At 64.4% G+C, this 19,486-nt stretch carries 17 protein-coding genes and 2 pseudogenes; 3 read left to right on the top strand and 16 right to left on the bottom strand.

The genetic code is table 11. From position 1 onward, the window contains the following. A pseudogene (locus tag ATB1_RS17000) lies at positions 1-352 on the bottom strand (amidohydrolase); the annotation flags it as partial. Between the two features lie 363 nt (positions 353-715). Here ATB1_RS17000 and ATB1_RS16995 point away from each other — a divergent pair. Beyond that, complete coding sequence (locus ATB1_RS16995; protein ID WP_042665839.1) at positions 716-1,480, top strand: IclR family transcriptional regulator; 765 nt, start codon at positions 716-718, stop codon at positions 1,478-1,480. A 130-nt stretch (positions 1,481-1,610) separates the two neighbouring features. Here ATB1_RS16995 and ATB1_RS16990 read toward each other — a convergent pair whose 3' ends face one another. Further along, positions 1,611-3,560, bottom strand: coding sequence for an archaea-specific SMC-related protein (locus tag ATB1_RS16990; RefSeq protein WP_042665836.1), 1,950 nt, complete (start codon positions 3,558-3,560; stop codon positions 1,611-1,613). 79 nt (positions 3,561-3,639) lie between these two features. After that, positions 3,640-4,263, bottom strand: a complete 624-nt coding sequence (gene rdfA / locus ATB1_RS16985) for a rod-determining factor RdfA (protein WP_042665835.1) — start codon at positions 4,261-4,263, stop codon at positions 3,640-3,642. 216 nt (positions 4,264-4,479) lie between these two features. Between rdfA and ATB1_RS22675 the strand changes: the two genes are divergently transcribed. Continuing rightward, positions 4,480-4,626 (top strand): hypothetical protein, encoded by a 147-nt coding sequence (locus ATB1_RS22675; RefSeq protein WP_206742065.1) that lies wholly within the window; start codon positions 4,480-4,482, stop codon positions 4,624-4,626. A 389-nt stretch (positions 4,627-5,015) separates the two neighbouring features. Here the strand turns inward: ATB1_RS22675 and rhcB are convergent, their stop codons facing one another. The 11 genes and pseudogenes from rhcB to rhcC form a co-directional block, all read right to left on the bottom strand. Next, positions 5,016-5,813 carry an L-rhamnose 1-dehydrogenase gene (rhcB, locus tag ATB1_RS16980; protein ID WP_052368094.1) on the bottom strand — a complete coding sequence of 266 codons (798 nt, stop codon included), beginning with the start codon at positions 5,811-5,813 and terminating at the stop codon, positions 5,016-5,018. Between the two features lie 51 nt (positions 5,814-5,864). After that, positions 5,865-6,716, bottom strand: coding sequence for a 2,4-diketo-3-deoxy-L-rhamnonate hydrolase (rhcF, locus tag ATB1_RS16975; RefSeq protein ID WP_042665834.1), 852 nt, complete (start codon positions 6,714-6,716; stop codon positions 5,865-5,867). A gap of 84 nt (positions 6,717-6,800) precedes the next feature. After that, positions 6,801-7,559 carry an IclR family transcriptional regulator gene (locus ATB1_RS16970; protein WP_042665833.1) on the bottom strand — a complete coding sequence of 253 codons (759 nt, stop codon included), beginning with the start codon at positions 7,557-7,559 and terminating at the stop codon, positions 6,801-6,803. A 215-nt stretch (positions 7,560-7,774) separates the two neighbouring features. Continuing rightward, positions 7,775-8,802 (bottom strand): annotated as a pseudogene (locus ATB1_RS16965) (LLM class flavin-dependent oxidoreductase). 2 nt (positions 8,803-8,804) lie between these two features. After that, positions 8,805-10,010 carry an L-rhamnonate dehydratase gene (gene rhcD / locus ATB1_RS16960; RefSeq protein WP_042665832.1) on the bottom strand — a complete coding sequence of 402 codons (1,206 nt, stop codon included), beginning with the start codon at positions 10,008-10,010 and terminating at the stop codon, positions 8,805-8,807. Between the two features lie 87 nt (positions 10,011-10,097). After that, positions 10,098-11,132 carry a 2-keto-3-deoxy-L-rhamnonate dehydrogenase gene (rhcE, locus tag ATB1_RS16955; protein WP_042665831.1) on the bottom strand — a complete coding sequence of 345 codons (1,035 nt, stop codon included), beginning with the start codon at positions 11,130-11,132 and terminating at the stop codon, positions 10,098-10,100. A 168-nt stretch (positions 11,133-11,300) separates the two neighbouring features. Further along, on the bottom strand, positions 11,301-12,482 hold the full coding sequence (locus ATB1_RS16950; protein ID WP_042665830.1) for an ABC transporter ATP-binding protein: 1,182 nt from the start codon (positions 12,480-12,482) through the stop codon (positions 11,301-11,303). Between the two features lie 95 nt (positions 12,483-12,577). Continuing rightward, positions 12,578-13,543, bottom strand: a complete 966-nt coding sequence (locus ATB1_RS16945) for a carbohydrate ABC transporter permease (RefSeq protein ID WP_042665829.1) — start codon at positions 13,541-13,543, stop codon at positions 12,578-12,580. Further along, positions 13,543-14,469 carry a carbohydrate ABC transporter permease gene (locus ATB1_RS16940; RefSeq protein WP_042665828.1) on the bottom strand — a complete coding sequence of 309 codons (927 nt, stop codon included), beginning with the start codon at positions 14,467-14,469 and terminating at the stop codon, positions 13,543-13,545. The genes ATB1_RS16945 and ATB1_RS16940 overlap by 1 nt, the downstream gene beginning before the upstream one ends. 58 nt (positions 14,470-14,527) lie before the next feature. Continuing rightward, positions 14,528-15,868 (bottom strand): ABC transporter substrate-binding protein, encoded by a 1,341-nt coding sequence (locus ATB1_RS16935; protein WP_042665827.1) that lies wholly within the window; start codon positions 15,866-15,868, stop codon positions 14,528-14,530. A 211-nt stretch (positions 15,869-16,079) separates the two neighbouring features. Beyond that, a complete protein-coding gene (gene rhcC / locus ATB1_RS16930; RefSeq protein WP_042665826.1) occupies positions 16,080-16,949 on the bottom strand; it encodes an L-rhamnono-1,4-lactonase in 870 nt (289 codons plus the stop codon). 79 nt (positions 16,950-17,028) lie between these two features. Between rhcC and ATB1_RS16925 the strand changes: the two genes are divergently transcribed. Further along, the gene (locus ATB1_RS16925) at positions 17,029-17,331 is read left to right on the top strand and encodes an L-rhamnose mutarotase (RefSeq protein WP_042665825.1); all 303 of its coding nucleotides are present in this window, start codon (positions 17,029-17,031) and stop codon (positions 17,329-17,331) included. A 543-nt stretch (positions 17,332-17,874) separates the two neighbouring features. On the opposite strand, the gene ATB1_RS16920 is transcribed toward ATB1_RS16925, so the two are convergent. Then, positions 17,875-18,972: a Gfo/Idh/MocA family protein gene (locus ATB1_RS16920; protein WP_042665824.1), complete on the bottom strand. Its 1,098-nt coding sequence runs from the start codon at positions 18,970-18,972 to the stop codon at positions 17,875-17,877. Positions 18,973-19,073: 101 nt separating this feature from the next. Continuing rightward, on the bottom strand, positions 19,074-19,486 hold a 413-nt coding region (locus tag ATB1_RS16915), incomplete at its 5' end, for a glycoside hydrolase family 88 protein (RefSeq protein WP_042665823.1).

Here is a 19,486-nt window from a genome sequence, read left to right as displayed (position 1 = left end):
CCCCGACGCCGGCGACGCCGAACAGGTTGTGTCCGCAGCCGTGGCCCGGCGCGCCGACTTCGATGGGTTCCCTGCTCGACGACACCGTCTGGGACAGCCCGGGCAGGGCGTCGTACTCCCCGAGGATGCCGACGTGCGGGTCGCCCTCGCCGTAGGTCGCGCTGAACGCCGTCGGCATCCCGCCGATGCCCTCGGTGATGTCGAATCCCGCGTCGCGGAGGACCGACGAAAGCAACTCGGCGGATTCGGTCTCGTGAAGCCCGAGTTCGGGCGTCTCCCAGAGCGACTCGGTGAGCGAGACGAGTTCCGCCTCCAGCGACTCGACCGCCTCGAACGTCTCGTTGTGGTTCATTGCGTCTCGTGCGATAGGACTGAAGAAACGATAATAACACTTCCGGACCGGTGGACGTTCGGGCTCCGATTAGCCCACAGAAGAGACCATTCACGAGGAACGAATGCGAACACCGGGAGACGCCGAAATCGTGCGAGCGGCGTACCCCCCGCCTTTCGGATGCGTCCGTACCGCTCTCTGCCGATTTCGGTCGCCGACCTCGCCGTCTCTGGGCCGGGGCGTCGCACCCTGGTCCGGCCACAGAGCGTGCGTATCGTTCACAAACGATTCGTTTCGGCGACAGCGTGGCCCGCATTCGCCATCGAACAACTGGTATTCGGGAGAGCCGAAACGACTATGTGCAATGGTGACGACCCGCAGGTAATGACCGAAACCCCGAACGACCGCTCGCTCAAAACGACGGTCACGACCCTCAGAATCGTCGAATTGCTCAGGGAACGCGACGGGGCCGGCGTGACCGCAATCGCCCGCGAACTCGACATCGCGCCGAGCACCGCACACACCCACGTGACGACCCTCGAAGCGCAGGAATACGTGGTTAAAGAGGGCGATACGTACCATCTCGGGCTTCGCTTCCTCGGTCTCGGAAACTTCGTCCGGACGCGGAAACGAAAATTCGGGAAGGCCGAACACTACACCAACGTCCTCTCCGAGGAGTCGGAACGGCGCTCGATTTTCACCGTCGAGGAGCACGGGCGGGGCGTGTACGTCCACACCGCACCCGGAAAACACGGCGTCTGGACGCAGTCGACGGTGGGAAAGCGCGTCTATCTCCACTCGACGGCGAGCGGGAAGGCCATTCTCGCCAATATGCCGCGAGAGCGGGTCCGAGAAATCATCGACCGGATCGGCCTCCCGAAGGAGACCGAACAGACGATTCACGACGAGGAGGCGCTGTTCGACGAACTCGACGAGATCAGAGAGCGCGGCTACGCGCTGAACGTCGAAGAGCAGATTAGCGGCGTCCGCGCGGTTGGCGCTCCCGTCATGGGACCGGACGGCGACGTGTTCGGCGCGCTGAGCGTCGCCGGCCCCTCAAACCGAATGAAAGGCGAGCAGTTCGACCGTCTCACCGAGGTCCTCCTCGGCATCGCCGAGGAACTCGAACTGAGCATCGCGCTCTCCTGAACGCGCCGCAGTCGTCCTCGCAGTTCTCCGGTCAACGTTACATCGCTATTAGTGTAACTCGAAACGGACCACTCCGGCCGAGACGCGGCACAGTTCGGGGGCGAAAAAACAGAAAACGAGAACGACCTCGTTACGCCGGCGAGTAGCGCGGGTACGCGCTGTCGACGGCCTGCGCGTCCTCTTCGAGGAGGGCGACGACGAGGTAGTCGGCGTAGTCGGCGAAGTAGTCCACGAGCCGCGAGATGCGGTTCGAGTCGATGGCCTCAAGCGAGTCGAGGACCATGAACGGCACCGTCTCGTAGACGTCGTGGATGAGGTAGCCCGCGAGCGCGAACACGAGGCCGGTCACCTCGCGCTCGGACTCCGAGAGGTGCGCCACGGAGTCCTCGTAGCTCACGCCGTCTTCGTTCGTCCGGATGACGTGGAGGTCGAAGACGGACTTCGTGACCTTCCTTCGGCCCTCCCGAACCCGCTTTTCGGTGCGCTCGATCCAGATGCGTTCGAGGTTGTCGTATTCGAGCACGTCGAGCACGTCGTCCATGTGGGTGTTGAACTCCTCGACGGCCTCGGATTCGAGGCGCTTGATACGCGTCCGGAGCTCTTCGAGTTCGTCTTCGATGTCCTCGCGGGCCGCTTCGAGTTCGTCGCGCTCGTCGAGTTTGCGCTCGATGTCGTCGATTTCGTCTTCGACGTCTTCGAGGTCGCTGCGGAGGCGTCCGAGGTCGTATTCGAGCTGGTTCGCCTCGCGGTGGAGGTCGAGCAGGTCGCCGTGTTCCTCGCTTTCGAGTTCGTCGACCGTCTGTTCGAGCGACTCGATTTCGGCTTCGAGGTCCGAGCGGTCGGACTTGAGCTCCTCGATGCGCTCCTGGCGAGTCTCGCGCTCGCTTTCGATTTCAGACAGGCGGCGCTCGATGCGGTCGCGCTCGCGCTGGCGGCGCTCGTAGGTGGACTTCTCGTCTTCGAGTTCGGAGAGCTGTTCGCGGTGTTCGCGGTTGTCTTCGAGTTTCTCCTCGCGGAGCGTCCGGAGACGTTCGATCGTCCCTTCGATTTCGGACTTGTCGACCTCGGAGCCGCACGTCCAGCAGACGACCTGGTCGTCGCCGAGCAGTTGGTCGGTGACGCTCCCGCCGGAGTCGTCGGCGTCTCGGAGCGCGTCGACGACGTCCGAGGAGGTTCCAGAGAGCATCTCCTCGTTGAACTGAATCACGGACTGAAGCTCGTTGACGGTCGACTGAATCTCCTGTCGGCGCGTCCGGAGCCGGCTGATCTCGGAGTCGATTTCGTCGATCTTGCCGCCGACGACCTCGGGGAGGTCCTCGGCGTCGTCCGAAAGTTCGTCTTCCTCGGATTCGAGCGCATCGAGGCTCTGTTTCTCCGTCTCGATGCGGCGGTCGACGTCGTTGATGTCGCGGCGCTTGCTCCGGAGGTCGCCGAGCTTGGATTCGAGTTCGCTCTCGACTTCCTGACGCTCGCTCACGCTGGCGTCGTACTCCTCGACCTCCTTTTCTTTCTCGGCGAGCTCCTCTTCTTTCTCCTCGATCTGGTCTTCGAGCTTCGTCCGCCGGCGTTCGAGCTGCGGCAGGCGGTCGGAGAGGTTGCTGAGCGTCGAGAGCTCGTCGGCGATGTCGCGTTTCTCCTGCTGGAGCGACTCGATCTGCTCGTTTATCGACTCGACGTCGACCGGGCGCATGATGAGGTCGCGGAGGTCGTCGCCGCGGGCGACCGCCTGCCGGGCGTCGTTCGTTTCGAGCAGGAACGCAAACAGGTCAGCGAGGTCCGGGTCGTCGAGGACCGGGTTCCCACCGGAGATGACCGCGTCGCCCTGTCGCTCGAACGTCCGGGTGTACGTCTCGTCGCCGATCGTGAGTTCGACCGACCCCTCGTCTGCGTCGCCTTTGAGCGCGACGTCGTCGCTCCCGTGTGCGGCCATGATGGACCGCAAGAGCGACGTTCGGTTCGTGGCGTTCCGACCCGCCAACACCGTCACACCCGGCTCGAACGACGTTGACAGGTTGTCAATGCCACCGATGTTCTCGACCGAAAGGTGGACTTTGGATCTTGACACTTGTTCTGAGCTCATACCTTGATGCTATAGGTACATCAATATAAAATCACCCGTTGAATCGAGCGGAATGTGACAGAGCTAAGTATGTAATCGTTTAGTTCGACGTGCTTTCGTCGCAGTCGCACCCGCCGCGCCGAAGCAGTTCGACGACTTCGTACTGCGTCCCGCAGTCTCGGCAGTACACCTGCGTATCGACGAGGACGTCGAAGTCTCCGAGCCGGAGTTTGCTCGTGTTGCGGAGCGAGCTCAGGCTCTGTTCGATGACCGCGACCAGTCGACCGCGGAGTCGCTGGATGGACTCGACGACGTTGTCGATTCTGTTTCCGGACGAGGACTCTTTCGAGACGCCCCGAATCTCCGTCAGATAGGTGTAGACCGCCTGATGAGAGACGAAGTCCGAGAGCAGTTGGTCGACGTCGACGCCGCGGGACTGGAGCGTGTTCTTCGCCTGAACGCGCATCCCCTCCGTGGTCTCGTCGCCGGTGAGAAGCGTATAGAGGTTCTCCACCTCGCCTTCGAGAACGTCCTCGCCCGCCTCGCGCAGCGCGGCGTCGAGCACCCGTTCGTTCATCAGATCCGCGAGGTCCCGGAGGCTATCGCTGTCCTCGGGGGCCGTCCACCGCTCGGCGAGTTGCTCGCCGAACCCGTCTAAGTCGTACGTCTCGATGACCCGCTCTACCTTACTCAGGCGACGGTTCGTGCTTTGATCGGTACCCATTACCCGGATTTCACACGGTAGCGTAAAATATCTTCAGGTTCGAGCCCGGTTCGACGGCCCGAGCGGTGCGCCCACGGACTGAATCGAAGGGGACGTATCCGGCAGTGCCGGACCGAGAGCGCGAACGAAGAGCCGGTGGCGCGGACCGGTGTCCCTCAGACCGACGAGTCGGACTCGGCCGTACCCGGACGTTGGTCATCAAAAAATGGAGTATCAATGGGACGTCGTGCTCGGGTGGCGGCCGCACTGCATATCCGCGAGTACCGATTGGCAGGTGTACTCCGTGGCGGCCACCGAGCGTACGTGATGGTTGTCGTACTGATGGCTATCGTGCTGGACGCACGGGATACTGGTCGCACGTGATCAGACCGATCTGACCACATGTTACCACGAGACACGTCAATATAACAGTTGTGTAGTTGGCAACCGCGGTCACACGGGCGGAAGCCGGACCTCGCCTCCGAACGAGAGGAACGCGCGAGGCGGACGTCTCAGACTGGTTGGCTCCCCTCTGCGGCGCGCGTCGTGGCACGCCTCCGGGGCGACCGTCACCGAACATTGACGTAATCTATATCCGACGATGCCGGACCGGCGGAGGCGACCGTGCATCGACGCGAAGAGCGCGGGGGACGGACGACTCGGGCGATAGGGACCAGTTCGAAAAGACGGGTTCGCTCACGGGGAGACGATCGGAACCCACAAATATCGCGCGGACCTATGCGGGCGAGTCACCGGGCGCCTCCTCGTCGAAGTCAGTGTTTGAGGTAACCGCCGTCGACGGCGATGGACTCGCCGGTTATCCAGTCGCCCTCCTCGGAGAGCAGGAGAACCGCGACGTGGCCGACTTCTTCGGGCTGGCCGATTCGGTCGAGGATGTGCGCGTCGAGCGTCTCCGCGAGGATTTCGTCCGACGACTTACCGGACTGCTCGGCGTGCTCGTCGAGCCACGTCTCGACCATCGGCGTCTCGACGGTACCCGGTTTGAGCGCGTTGACGGTGATGCCGTGGTCGCTCAGTTCCTTCGCCAGCACGGTCGTGAAGGCGAGGACTGCCGCCTTGGACGCGCCGTACGCGCCCTGTCCGGCGAACGGTCGCTCCGCGCCGACCGACGAGATGTTGACGATGCTCCCCTCGACGTCTCGGTCGACCATCCGGGCGGCGACGGCCTTGGAGACGAGGAACGTCCCCTTGGCGTTCACCTCGAAGTGGAGGTCCCAGTCGTCTTCGGTCGTTTCGAGGAGCGGGACGGCCTGCTGGACGCCCGCGTTGTTCACGAGACCGTGGATGTCACCGAGCGCCTCGATGGCGGCGTCGACGGCGGTTTCGACGCCCGCGGTGTCCGTCACGTCGACCTCGTACACCGCGGCCTCACCGCCCTCCTCGCGGACGAGTTCGGCGGTCTCGGCGGCCACCTCGGGTTTCGTGTCGAAAATCGATACGTCGGCTCCGGCACGGGCGCAGCGGACCGCGATACCGCGGCCGATGCCGCGCGCGCCGCCGGTGACGACGATATGCTTGTCTCTCAGTCGGGTGTCTGTGTGCGTGCTCATAGTCGGTAGTACCGGGATATCGTATAAATAATTGCGCTGTGCGGCGGCCGGTTACTCGTCGCGCTCGGCGACGACCGGGTTGGTGAGCGTGCCGATGCCCTCGATTTCCACGTCGACGCTGTCGCCCGGTTCGAGCAGTTCCGGCGGGTCGCGGAAGATGCCGACGCCGCCGGGCGTGCCGGTGGAGATGACGTCTCCCGGTCGGAGCGTCGTGATGCCGCTTATGTACTCGACGACCTCGTCGACGCCGAAGATGAACTCGGAGGTGTTGGACTCCTGTTTCGTCTCGCCGTTGACGCGACAGGCCACGTCGAGGTCGTGCGGGTCGACGTCGCCCTCGGGGACGAACGTCGGCCCCATCGGGGCGAACGTGTCGTAGCTCTTGCCGCGGAAGAACTGGCCGTCGTCGAACTGGGCGTCGCGGCCGCTCACGTCGTTGATGGCGGTGTAGCCCGCGACGTAGTCGAAGGCGTCCTCGGCGTCCACGTTCTTGGCCGTCTGCCCGATGACGACGCCGAGTTCGACCTCGTAGTCGACCTCGTCGATGGCCGCCGGGTGGACGATGGGGTCGCCGGGGTTCGTGACGGACGTGCCGGCCTTACCGAACAGGAGCGGGCGCTCGGGGACTTCTTCGTCCTGTTCTTCGGCGTGGTCGTGGTAGTTGAGCCCGACGCAGACGATTTTTCCGGGGCGCGGGACGGGCGCGAGGAGCTTCACGTCCTCGACGGGGACCGACTGGTCCTCGGCGGCGTCCGCGGCGTCCTCGACGACGGTGAGGAAGCCGGGGCTGTTCAGGTTCTGGACGGTGACGTCTTCGCGGAGGCCGGAAAGCGGGACGACGTCGTCGTCGCGGCGGACGCCCCATTCGGGGGCACCGCCCGCGGTGTATCGAACGAGTTGCATCGTTACACTCTGCCACACCGTGATACGTAACTGTTGCGCTCTACGCAGCATTGCGACAGCGGGGATAGGCCCGCGGCCCGCCGACTACGAGTACGTCAGGTTCACCTCGATGACGTTCGCGCTCTTGAGAATCTGGTTCGGCAGTTCCTCGGTGAACCGCTCCTCTCGCATCCGGCTTTTCGGCCCCGAGACGCTCACGGCGGCGATGGCGTAGTCGTCCTCGTTGAGTATCGGCGCGGCCACACAGCGCATTCCCTTGACTCGTTCTTCGTCGTCGTACGAGTAGCCGCGCTCGCGGACCTGCTCCAGCACGTCGAACAGCTCCTCGCGGTCGGTGATAGACCGGTCCGTCACCGCCTCCAAGCCGTGGCGGTCGAGGATTCGTTCGACCTCCTCTCGCGGCCGGTTCGCCATGATGGACTTCCCGAGCGCGGTCGTCTGTAGCGGGACGCGCATCCCTGCGTGGGTGTCCAGCCTGACGGCGTCGGGACCCCGCGAGCGGTACAGGAAGACGCCGACGCCGTGTTCCTCTATCATCAGGTTCGCGTGCTCGCCGGTCACCTGCGCGAGTTCGTTTATCTCGGGACGGGCGATTTGGAACACCTTCTGTCGCGACCGCGCGTGCGCACCCAGTTGGAGAAAGCGAGTGCTGACGTAGTAGGTGTCGTCCTCCTTGACGAGGTACTCCTGTTGCTCCAGCGTCCGCAGGTGGTCGTGAATCGTGCTGGTGGGCTTGTCCAGTCGCTTGGCTACCTCCGAAACGCCCGCCCCGTCGAGTTCCCGCAAGAGGTCGACGAGTTCGAGCGAGATTTTGACCGCGTTGACCGGAACGTCTGACGTCATAGTTAGTTATGAAACTCCATCCTTCAAAGGTCTTTCCGCTATGGCCGGAAGTGAACCAGCGTCGAAGAACGTGTTCCAGCGCGTCTGAAATGGCGAAGTGATGGCGCTCACGGGGTCTATGCGGTGATAACCAAACAACGTGAAAAACGAATCAACGAGTGAAATCCAGAACGAAAAAGCGGACCGACCGCGGCGCGGTCGACCCGCAGGGTGCCTCAGCTAAACTGCGGGATGACTTCGTCCGCGAACAGTTCCATCCCGTCGGTGTCGGGGAAGTCGATGAACCAGCCTTGGAACTTCGTCACGCCCGCGTCGATGCGGCGCTCGATGGCCTCCGCGCACTCCTCGGGCGTCCCCATGATGAAGTACTCGCGGGCGTCTTCCTCCGTCACGATGGGCGCTTGGTCCTGATACTCCGCTTCGAACTGGATGGGCGTCATCAGGTCGAGCAGGCGGTCGAACTTCTCCTCGTCGCGGGTGCAGATGACGTGGCCGTCCCACGAGTACTCGATGTCGTCGGGGTCGCGGCCGACGGTCTCGCAGTGGTCTTCGATGACGCCGATTTTGTGTTCGAGCGTCTCCACGTCGCCGTTGAACACGTCGGTGTTCCACACGTCGGCGTGCTTGGCGACGAGTTTGAGCGTGACCTCCTCGCCCTGTCCGCCGACGAGGATGGGCGGATGGGGGTCCTGTACGGGACCCGGAACGCAGTAGGCGTCCTCGATTTGGTAGTGCTTCCCGTCGAAGCTCGCGCCGTCGGTCCCGGCGGCCCACATGCGCTTCATGAGACGGATGGACTCGTCGAGCCGCATCAGGCGCTCGAAGCCGTCGCGGTACTCCCAGCCGTAGGCGTCGTACTCCGGCTCGTGCCAGCCCGCGCCGAGACCGAGTTCCAGTCGCCCGTCGGAAATCACGTCGAGCGTCGCGGCCATCTTGCGACGAGCGCCGGGTTGCGGTAGTCGTTACAGAGGACGAGCGAGCCGAGGTTGATGTCCTCCGTGAAGCCGGCGATGGCCGACAGCAGCGTCCAGCACTCGTACTCGGCGTGGTCGCGGCCCAACAGCAGGTGGTCGGGTGCCCACGCCGCGTCGAAGCCGAGTTCCTCCGCCTTCTGGACGCCCATCTTGGTCGCCTCCCAGTCGAGCGCCTCGTACTGCGGCGTGTCGCGGTGCGTCGGCTCGGACCCCTCGTCGGGCGCGCCGGCGAAGACGGGGACGTTGTACTCGAAGCTGATGTCAGACATCGTCACTCGATGGCGAAGTGTTCGAGCGCCTCGCGGTTCAGTTGCGTGCTGACGCCGGGTTCGTCGGGGAGCGGAATCGACCCGTTTTCGGGCGACGGCGGGTTCTGGAAGATGGCGTCGGCGTAGGTCGACTCGCGTTTCTCCTGTCGCTCCTCGAACCACTCGGGGGTCGGGAAGTACTCCGCCATCGGCATGTTCGTGTGCCCGGCGATGGCGTGGAGCGTCGGATTCGTGCCGGCGTGCGGGATGACGGGCACGTCGTGGACTTCGGCCATGTCGGCGACCTTCTGGAGCTCCGTGATACCGCCGACGCGACCCACGTCGGGCTGAAGGATGTCGACCGCGCCCTCTTCGAGGAGGTCCTCGTGGCCCCAGCGGGTGAACTCGTGTTCGCCGCCCGAAATCGGCATCGGCGCGGCCTCGCGAACCTCGGCGTAGCCGGAGATGTCGTCGGCGATGACCGGCTCCTCGACCCACGCCATGTCGTACTTGCCGAGGCGTTTGGTCATCTCCTTTGCGTACTTGACCGACCAGCCCATGTAGGCGTCGCCCGCGATTTCGATGTCGTCGCCGACGGCGTCGCGGACCGTCGCGACGATTTCCTCGTTTTTCTTCATGCCCGCGCGGCCGTCCTCGGGGCCGTGGAGGAAGCGGAGCTTCATCGCGTCGAAGCCCTCCTCGACGTACTGGACGGCCTCGCGTTCGAGCTTCTCCATGTCGACGGGGTGGAGGTTCGACGCGTAGGCGGGAATCTCGTCTTTGGTGGGGCCGCCGAGCAGTTCGTACACCGGCTTGCCGGCTTCCTTCCCGGCGATGTCCCACAGCGCCTGGTCGACCGCGCTGATGGCCATGATGGCGACGCCCTTCCGGCCGAACGGGAGCGTGGCGCGGTACATCTGTTCCCAGAGAAGCTCGCGCTGTGCCGGGTCTTCGCCGACGACGATTTTCGAGAGCGTCTCCTCGACGACGGTCGCGATGGCTCCGGTGCCCCAGTTACCGACGCCGACACCGGTGATGCCCGCGTCCGTCTCGACTTCGACCACCACGTCGCCCACCGGCCCCATCCACTTGCGGCGGGCCTGCGGGTTCTCGCCGTCGACGTTGCGGTACTCGTCGTACTTCGACATGATGGTGACGAGCGGGAACTCGATGAACTCGCCCCACGACTCGTTGCTGATTTTCGTCGCTGAGATGTCTGTAATCTCCATGATTTGTTTGGTACGTTCTCACATCCAATCGGCACGGGTAAAATAGTTTCTGTCGTCGGACGGTTCGCGGCCGGAAAGCGGGGTCGCTCAGCCGTCGAACTGGAAGACCGGCTTGCAGGTCTCGGAGTCGAGGAACGCCTCGAACGCCTCGGCCGGTTCGTCGACGCCGTAGGAGGTGTCGATAATCTTGTCGACCGCGATTTCGCCGCGCTCCATGAGTCGAAGCGCCTGTTCGAAGTTCGTCCACGTCGAGCCGTAGGAGGTGTTGATGTCGACCTCGCCGCGAACGGTCGAGGTGAGGCTGAGTTCGCTCGGCGAGTTCGGGATGCCGACGACGACGATTTGGCCGCCCTTGCGGACGACGTCGTTCCCGGAGACGACGCCGCTTCGGTGGCCCGTCGCGTCGAAGACGACGTCGAATCCGACGCCGTCGGTCTGTGAATCCACCCGCTCGTCGAGGACGCCTTCCTCCTGGAGGTTCACCGTGTCGATGCCGAGGTCTTCGAGCAGCGGGAGGCGATACGCCGCGTCCTGACCGAGCCCGGAGACGACGACGTTCGCGCCGAGAGAGTCGGCGACGGCGGCGACGAGGACGCCGATTGGGCCCGGCCCCTCGACGAGGACGTTGTCGCCCGGCGTCGTCACCGACTGGTCGAGGACCGCGCGCGTGGCGATGCTCGTCGGTTCGGTGATAGCCGCGTGCCGGAGCGGCACGTCCTCGGGGACGGCGTGGACGTGTTCGGGGGCGACGGTGACGTACTCGGTGTACGCGCCGTCGCGGTGCATGCCGGTGATAGAGAAGTTCTGGCAGACGTTGGGCTGACCGTTCTTACACTGGAAACAGTGCCCGCAGTCGTGAATCGGCTCCTCGACGACCTTGTCGCCGACCGCGAACGTCTCGACGTTCTCGCCGACCTCGGCGACCGTCCCGGAGTACTCGTGGCCCATGACGCGCGGGATGGGAATCCACTCGTAGCCGCCGTCGTACTTGTAGGCGTGGGCGTCGCTGCCGCAGAGTCCCGCGGTGTGGACCTTGATGAGTAGTTCGTCTGCACTGGGAGTGGGAACCTCCCGCTCCTGTGTCTCTACCGAGCGCGGCCCGGTCTGAATAATGGCTTTCATAGTTGCGAATAACCGTGTGAGTTCGTCTCGGTTACACCATGTGAACACACCGATTAATATGTTTGGGTGCGGGCGGGGAATTTCGGCCGTAGCGCGGCTGAAGCCGCGGCTCTGCGTGCCGCGAGACACCACGCCCGCTGACGTTTGCTGGGCGGCAGTCGCGCCGAGTTATATTTCGACGCCGTCCGACTCCGACGACTGGGACTGCGATTGGACGGACGCCCGGTTCTCGATACGCCGGCCCTTGCGCAGCGCCTCCGTCTCGGCGTCGAACAGGTAGACGTGTTCGGGCGCGATGGAAAGCGACAGCGTGTCACCGGCCGACAGCCCGTGGAACTCGCCGATTTCGGCGGTGACGTCGCCCATGGGGCCGTCGCCGTGAACGATGGCTTTCGTTCCGACCGGCTCGATGACGCGGATATCGACGTCGAAGGTCAGTCCGTCGGCGCGCCGCTTCCCCGTCTGGTAGAAGTCCTGCGGCCGGAAGCCGACGTTGACGCCGCCGGGCGGCACCTCCGCGTCGAGGGCGTCGCTCGGCAGTTCGAAGCTCACGCCGTCGAGTTCGACGCGAACGCCGTCGGCGGCCTCCTCGACGACGCCGTCGTAGATGTTCATGTCCGGACTGCCGACGAACTGCGCGACGAAGAGGTTCGCGGGCTCGTTGAACACCTCCTCCGGGCGACCCAACTGCTGGAGCGCGCCGTCGTTGAGGACGGCGATTTTGTCGGCGATAGTCATCGCCTCCTCCTGGTTGTGGGTGACGTACGCGGAGGTGATTCCGACCTCGGACTGCAGTTCGTCGATTTCGGTCCGCATCGTCTTGCGGAGCTTCGCGTCGAGGTTCGCGAGCGGCTCGTCGAACAGGAACAGCCGCGGCTCGCGGATGATAGCTCGGCCGAGCGCGACGCGCTGTTTCTGCCCGCCCGAAAGCTGTGCGGGCTTGTTGTTCAGGAGCTGTTCGATTTCGAGCATCGTCGCCACTTCCTCGACCCGCTCGTTGACGTCCGCCGTCGACATGCCGTTGTCCTCCCGCTTGAGGCCGAACCCGAGGTTCTCTCGGACGGTCATATGCGGGTAGAGCGCGAAGTCCTGGAACACCATCGCCACGTCGCGGTTGCGGGCTTTGATGTCGTTGACGACGACGTCGTCGAAGCGAATCTCACCGGAGGTCGGCGTCTCCAGTCCGCCGATCATCCGGAGCGTCGTCGTCTTCCCGCACCCGCTCGGACCGAGCAAAACGAGAAACTCCCCGTCTTCAACGTCAATGTCGAGTTCGTCGACTGCGACGACGCCGTCTTTGTCCGGGTCGCCGAAAATCTTCGTGACACCGTCTACTGTGAGGTGTGTCATTGTAAATCATTAGCGTGTTGCACCTCTTAAACCTAGCGACCGACGGCAAACGTTGACCGGGGCGTTCGGTACGTCGAGACGGCGGGAGAAGGGTGTTATCCCTTAATCGCGCCGCCGGTGAGTCCCTGCACGAAGTAGCGCTGGATGTAGGCCAGTCCGAGCAGGACGGGAAGCGAGATGATGATGGAGGCCGCGGCGACGACGTTCCATTGGGTGTTGAACCCCTGCACGAACGTCAGGAGCCCCGGCGGAACCGTGTACCGCGAGTTGTCGAGGAGCGTCAGCGCGAACACCAGTTCGTTCCACGCGAGGAGGAACGCGAAGATGAACGACGCGATGAGCGAGTTCCGCGCCATCGGGACGATGACGTACCAGAACGTCTCTATCGAGCTACACTGGTCGATGCGCGAGGCCTCGATAATCGAGTCCGGGAAGTCGTCGAAAAAGCCCTTCATCAGCCAGACGACGAACGGCGCGGTCATCGCGCCGTAGATGAAGATCAACACGAGGTGCGTGTTGAACAGGCCGAGCGCCGAGACGAGTTCCCACTCGGGGACCATGATGGCGGTCCCCGGGAACATCAGCGACGCGAGGAAGATGCTCATGAGCGCGTTCTTCCCGACGAAGTCGCGGCGCGAGAGCACGTACGACGCGGCCGTCCCGAGGACGAGCGCGATCGCGCCCGCGCCGACGGCGACTTTCAGGCTGTTCAGCACGAGCGACAGGATGTCGATGTCGATGGCCGACGACGCCTGCCAGCCGAACAGGTTAGCGAACAGCGAGGTGTAGCCGCCCGCCTGAATCGACGACTCGACGACGAGCCGGAAGCCCTCCAACGAGAAGTCGTTCGGGTACACCGTCGGCGGAATCTGCTGAATCTCCGCGGTGGTCTTGAACGCCGTCACGACCATCCAGTACAGCGGGAAGAGGACGAACGCGAAGACGACGAGCGTCAGGAGCGAAACCGCCGTCTTGCGGACGTACGCGCCCGCCGTGGTGTCGAACAGCCACGACTCGTTGCGCCGGAACTCGGCGGCCGGGTCGGGGTCTTGCGCCGCCATCAGACGTCACCCCGCACTTGGTCGTACACCTGAATGTAGTAGTACGAGAACACGAGCAGGACGACGAACAGGATGAGCGACAGCGCCGACGCCAGCCCCACGTCGAAGTCGACGAACGCCGTCCGGTAAATCATGACCGGGAGCGTGCTGCTGGAGACGCCGGGGCCGCCCTTCGTCATCACCCAAATCATCGAGAAGTTCCTGATGTTGTAGATGAGCATCAGGAGGAACCCGATGGCGAGGTTGTACCGCATCATCGGGATGGTGATGAACCGGAACTGCTCCCACGGTGTCGCGCCGTCCATGCGCGCGGCCTCGTAGAGATGCTCGTCGATGCCCTGCAAGGACGTGAGCGTCAACAGCGCGAAAAGCGGTGCGAGCCGCCAAATCATCCCGATAATGGGGGGCCACAACGAGAGCTCCGTCGAGCCGAGCATGACGATGTACTCGTCGATGACGCCGAGCTGGACGAGCAGTTCGTTGATGATGCCCTGCGACCCGCCGAACATGAACTGCCAGATGGACGCGCCGACGACCCGCGGGAGGACCCACGGGATGAGCACGATTGCGCTCGCGACGCTCGTGTACGGGAGCTTCTCGTGGAGGAGCCAGCCCATCAGGAAGCCGAGGACGATAGCGGCGGAACTGCCGACGACGACCCAGATGAGCGTGTTCCACAGGACCTGATGGATAGTCGGATTCGACCAGATTTCGGCGTAGTTCGCCAGTCCGACGAACTCGGCCTCGCTGGGCGCGAGCAGGTCTTTGTTGAAGAAGCTCGAATAGATGGCTTGCGCGATGGGGTAGAGGATGAACAGTCCGACGAGCGCCGTCACCGGCAGGACCGGAAGGTACACCTTGACACCCTCCGGAATCCGCTCGGAGACGCTCTCGAACGAGCCCCTCGCCTGCTTCGAGTAACTCATGGCCGTAACTCACCGCCGTTGGGCCGCCGTCGTTCGAGCGACGGTTCGAGTCGCATCGTCAGGCGAGCTCCTCGTCGATGACTTCCTGAACCGATTCGTTGGCGGTGCTACAGGCCTCTTCGGCCGTCGCGTTGCCGAGGACGACCGGCTGGATGACCTCGGTGTTGATGATGCTCTGGACCGACGCGATGCCCGAGAACGACGGGAACCGCGAGGTGCGCGTGAACAGGTCGTCGTTCTCGTACAGCGTCACGAGGTCGCCGAACTGGCTCCGGAAGAGGTCACTCGGGTCCTCGAAGGCGCTCTTGAGCGTCGGGACGCGCCCGCGGATGCCCACGTCGTTCTCGGCGTCGTAGGTCCACGGCGCGAGCTGTTCTTCGGAGTTCCACCACTCGGTGAAGTCGAACGCGGCCTGCAGTTCGGCCTCCGAGTCGGTGCCGTTGCCGAGCATGAAGCCCTGCGCGTTCTGCAAGAGCAGGTCGCGGGGTTCGAAGCTCCCCGACGGGCTGTCCGGAAGCGGCGCGCGGGTGACGGTGTGGCCCTCGCCGTCCAGCCACGCCTGCGGCGCGCCGGTCGTCTGGTAGACCGCGTTGGCGTGCGAGTACGTGATGAAGATGCCGGACTCGCCCTCGCGGAGGAGCCGTCCCGCACCGATGTGGTCGTTCTCGGCCATCGAGTCGGGGAACAGCCCGGCCTCGGCGATGTCCTGATAGAGCTTGACGGCGTCGACGAAGCCGGGTTGGTCGACCGTCGCCTCCAGCGTCTCGGGGTCGAAGTACCGACCGCCGTTGGCGTAGACGAAGCCGATGAAGTACCCGGTCGTCAGGCCGAAGTCGGTTCCCGGCGCGGTAATTGCCGCCGACACCTCGTCTAACTCCTGCATCTCCTCGCCGAGTTGGATGAGTTCCTCCCAGTTGCGCGGCGGGCTGTCGAAGCTCGTCTGTTCGAGGTAGTCGGTTCGGATGTCCACGAACGGACCGAGGTCGGCGTAGCCGCCGGGGAGCCCCCACTGTCGTTCCCCGTCGGTGTCGCCGAGGCTGTCGTAAATCTGGGTGTCGACGTTCGCCTGAATGAACCGGCTGTTTATCTCCTCCAACTGGTCGGCGAACTGCTCTTGGTCGAGCGGCTGAATTGCGCTCGCGCCGACGTAGTCCGGAATCTGCTGGGTCTGGCCGGCCATCACGTCCGGGAGGTTGTTGTTGGCCGCCGCGGACGCGATAATCTGGTACTTCTGTCCCCACTCTTGGTGCTGGTAGGTGATGTCGTGGTCGCTGTAGCCGCTGTAGTGATTGCTGATGTACTCCCGCTCTGCGGGAATGCCGCCGAACAGCCAGAAGTCGAGGGACTGCGACCCGGAACCGCCGTCGGAATCGCCGCCACCGTCGTTTCCGCCACCCATACAACCCGCCAACGCCGCCGTGAGACCCGCTCCGAACCCGGTCACGTACCGCCGCCTACTGAGCCGGTTCTGTGAACCACTGTCTGTCATGATGTGCCATTACAAACCACTATGGTTCATTATAATAAATATATCGGTGAGAATCGCGTGTCACAGCTCGACGGGTGGCGAATGACGCAGCCGAGCGAGCGCGCTTGAGCGACCGTCACGCTCACCCGAGGTCGACGTGCCGGCGGAACGACTTCCCGGTCAGCCACGACCGGTCGGCCGCCGACAGCGAGTCGACCTGTTTGAGCCAGTTGCACGCCTCGGCGTAGCTGGCGACGTCGCTGACGTTGGGGAAGTCCGAGCCCCAGACGACCCGCTCGCGCCCGAAGGTGTCGAGGAGCCACCGGACGTGGTCGTGCATGTCGGCGTAGGGGAACGCCGAGTCGGACATGTGAACGATTTCCGAGACCTTCACCGCGACCGAGTCGTGTTCCGCGAGGTCGGCAAAGCGGCCGAACGTCCCCTCGTCGGTGGGCGTGTCCGGGCCCGCGTGGGCGAAGTGGTCGAACAGGTAGGTGAGGTCGGGGTACGTCTCGACGAGTTCGAGCGCCTGGTCGAGTTGCCCGTGGTCGCAGAGAATCTGGACCGTGGCGTCGTGTTCGACCGCGGCCTCCCAGAAGGCGGTCTCCTCGACGCTCTCTCTGAGCCACGTCACGCTCGGGTCGAACGTCTCCCACATCCGGTCGTACGGGCAGGCCGCGCCCAGTCGGAAGCCGAGGACGCCGTCGGTCTCCATGCACCGGTCGAGGCGCTCGACGGCGTCGTCGGCGAAGGGGTCGAGCATCACGATGCCGTGGAGTCGGTCGTGCTCGGCGGCGACCCGGCGGGTGTACCAGTTGTCCGTCCAGTCGCAGATGGGATAGCCCACGACGACCGCCTCGTCCACGCCGTTTCGGTCCATGTCGGCGAGCAAGCGGTCGGCGGTGTAGACGGTGTGTACGTCGAAGCTGTCCACGAGGTCCAAGATGGGGCCGTTGGTCCACGGATGGTCCGGACTCGCGGCACCCCACGCGTGGGTGTGAGAATCTATCATTACAATCGACGACGGGCGTCCCCGTACTAAATCTTACCCGCCGAAAAGCTAAGACGGGTGCCGCCGAATCGGAGGCCGTATGGCGCGAATCGCGTTCCACCTAGAGATAGAAGACGGCAAGCGAGAGGAGTACCGAACGAAACACGAGAACGTCCCCGAGGCGCTCGAATCGGCCTACTTGGACTCTGACGCCGGCCTGCAGACCTACAGCGTCTTCGAGAAGGACGGCCACGTCTTCGGCTTCATGGAAGTCGACGACCCCGAGGCCATCCAAGAAGTGATGGACAACAGCGAGGCGCAGGCCGACTGGGCGGAGGTCATGAGCGGCATCACCGTCGAGACCGACGACAGTTGGATGGACGAAGTCTACCGGATGGTCTGACGCCCGAAAAACGAGAATTGTCCGGACATGGCGGACGAAACGCCGTGCCGACCGAATTTATCAACACCATCCGTATCGAATCAATCCCCGTAGGTCCCCGTCTTTTGCCACTTTAACCCGAATATCGGGGCGATTCTCCGACTGCCTCGAATCTCCGGCTCTGCCGGATGGCCGTCCGGCGATATCGGAAGTTCGTTCGGGACGGAACCGACCAGTTGCGGTCGTCCGTCGAGGCGAGAACGCGGGGCTAGTTGCGCACTCCCGCCGGCAATGCGGGTCGTACGCCCACGAATCATTACGCTCGTAGAAGTGTAATTTGGACGTGATTCCGACCGGATTCTCGAAGGAATCGCTCGGCGGTCGGGCTCGAATCGGTGACGCCGTAGGCGACCGCGGGCACGCGTCACGAAACGACGCTACTCCGTGCCGACAGCGCGTCAATCACGTATATTCGGGACGTTATCGGTGAACGCCGACGGTGAGCGAGCGTCCGGCCATGCCGGACGGCTTTCCGTCATGAGCGACGAACCGACCGCCCGCGGGCTACCACGACGTGATAGGCACCTCGCGGAGCGGCCCCGGAAGCGGGACATCGACCGTCGAGTCGGTGTAGTGCGAGAGGTAGAACCCGACGATGATTTCGAGTGAGCGAGTGGCCGCGCCGCCGGGCGAGTAGTTCTCCACCTGCCCGTCGAGAAGGTCCTGCACGTGGGCCGCCGCGTTGGCGAACGACCCCTCGTAGTCGTCCTCCCACGTCCACGCGCCCTCGATGCCGGGGAGCGGTCGCTCGACGTGCTCGCCGTCTTCGAGCGACCAGTAGCGCCACTCGCCGTCGTCGTTGTTCATGTAGAGTTTGCCCTCGGTGCCGATGAAACTCAGCGTCATCGACGAGATATCGCGCGGAATCGTGCAGTCCACGGTGACGAACGTGCCGTCGTCCATGACGACGTGCCCGCCGCCGCCGGCATCGACGACCGACTCCGTGGCGTCCAGCGCGTCGAGCGCCTCGTTCTCGCCGGTGATGTGCCCGCTCACCCGCGACGCCCGCGCGTCGAGGAGGTAGACGAGCGTGTCGAGGACGTGCGTGGAGTTCCGCATCAGTTCCATCCGGTACTGCGCGCTCACGGACTTCACGTCGCCGAGGATGCCCTCCTCGCGGACGAGGTCGCGGAGTCGGCGGAGTTTGTCCGTGAACCGGAACGAGTGGTTGATGACGAGTTCCGTGTCGGTCTCGTCGCAGACGGCGACCATCTCCTCGGCGTCGCTGACGGACGACGCGATGGGCTTCTCGCACCAGATGACCGAGGGGCCGGCGGCGGAGCGCGCGGCGTCGACGACGTGGTCGCGGTGGAGGAACGACGGCGTGCAGACCGACACGGCATCGAGGTCCTCGGCTTCGAGCATCGCCTCGTGGCCGACGTACCGGCGGTCCGCTGGGATGTCCCACGCCTCGCCGAAGGTGTCCAGTTTCGACTCGTCCACGTCGGCGACGGCGACGAGTTCGACGTCGTCGGTCGCGGCGTAGCCGCCCGCGTGGCTCGCGTCGATTTTCTCTCTGCCGATGGCTTCCTCGTCGTGCATGCCGAGGATGCCCATCCCTGCGATGCCGCCCGTGCCGATGATGCCTGCGTGGTAGGTCATAGTGTCTTCTGTCGCTCGCGTTCGTTCGTCACTGTGCGCCGGGGCGCATAACTGTGGTGCCGGCTCGGAACGAGTCGAGAAGGACGCCGAGGTCGAAGGTCTCAGTCGAGCGCGGCCGCGGCCATCAGGAACCATCCCTGCCCGTAAGGCGTGTCCGTCAGGGGTGCTTCGGGACCGCCCGGCGGCCCGGCGACGCGGTTGACCGCGCCCTCGTCGCCGACGACGCGGGAGACGGCCGCGAGTCCGTCTTCGGCGGGTTGGCGGTAGGTCTCCTCGTCGAGGATACCGAGGTCGATGCCGCGGGCGAAGGCGTAGGCGAACATGAGCGTCCCCGACGACTCCAGCGGCGTGTGCGGGTCGTCGACGAGGTTGTGCCAGAAGCCGCTGCCGTCTTGGAGCGGGAGCAGCGCCTCGCAGTGCGACCGGAACAGGTCGAGGAGGTCGTCGCGCTTCGGGTGGTCCTCGGGGAGCCGTTCGAGCACGTCGGCCGACGCGGCGGCGGCCCAGCCGTTGC

The sequence above is a fragment of the Haloferax sp. ATB1 genome, assembly GCF_000730175.1.
Note: the sequence above shows the minus strand (reverse complement) of the source record. Positions and strands in the feature narration are given on the sequence as shown.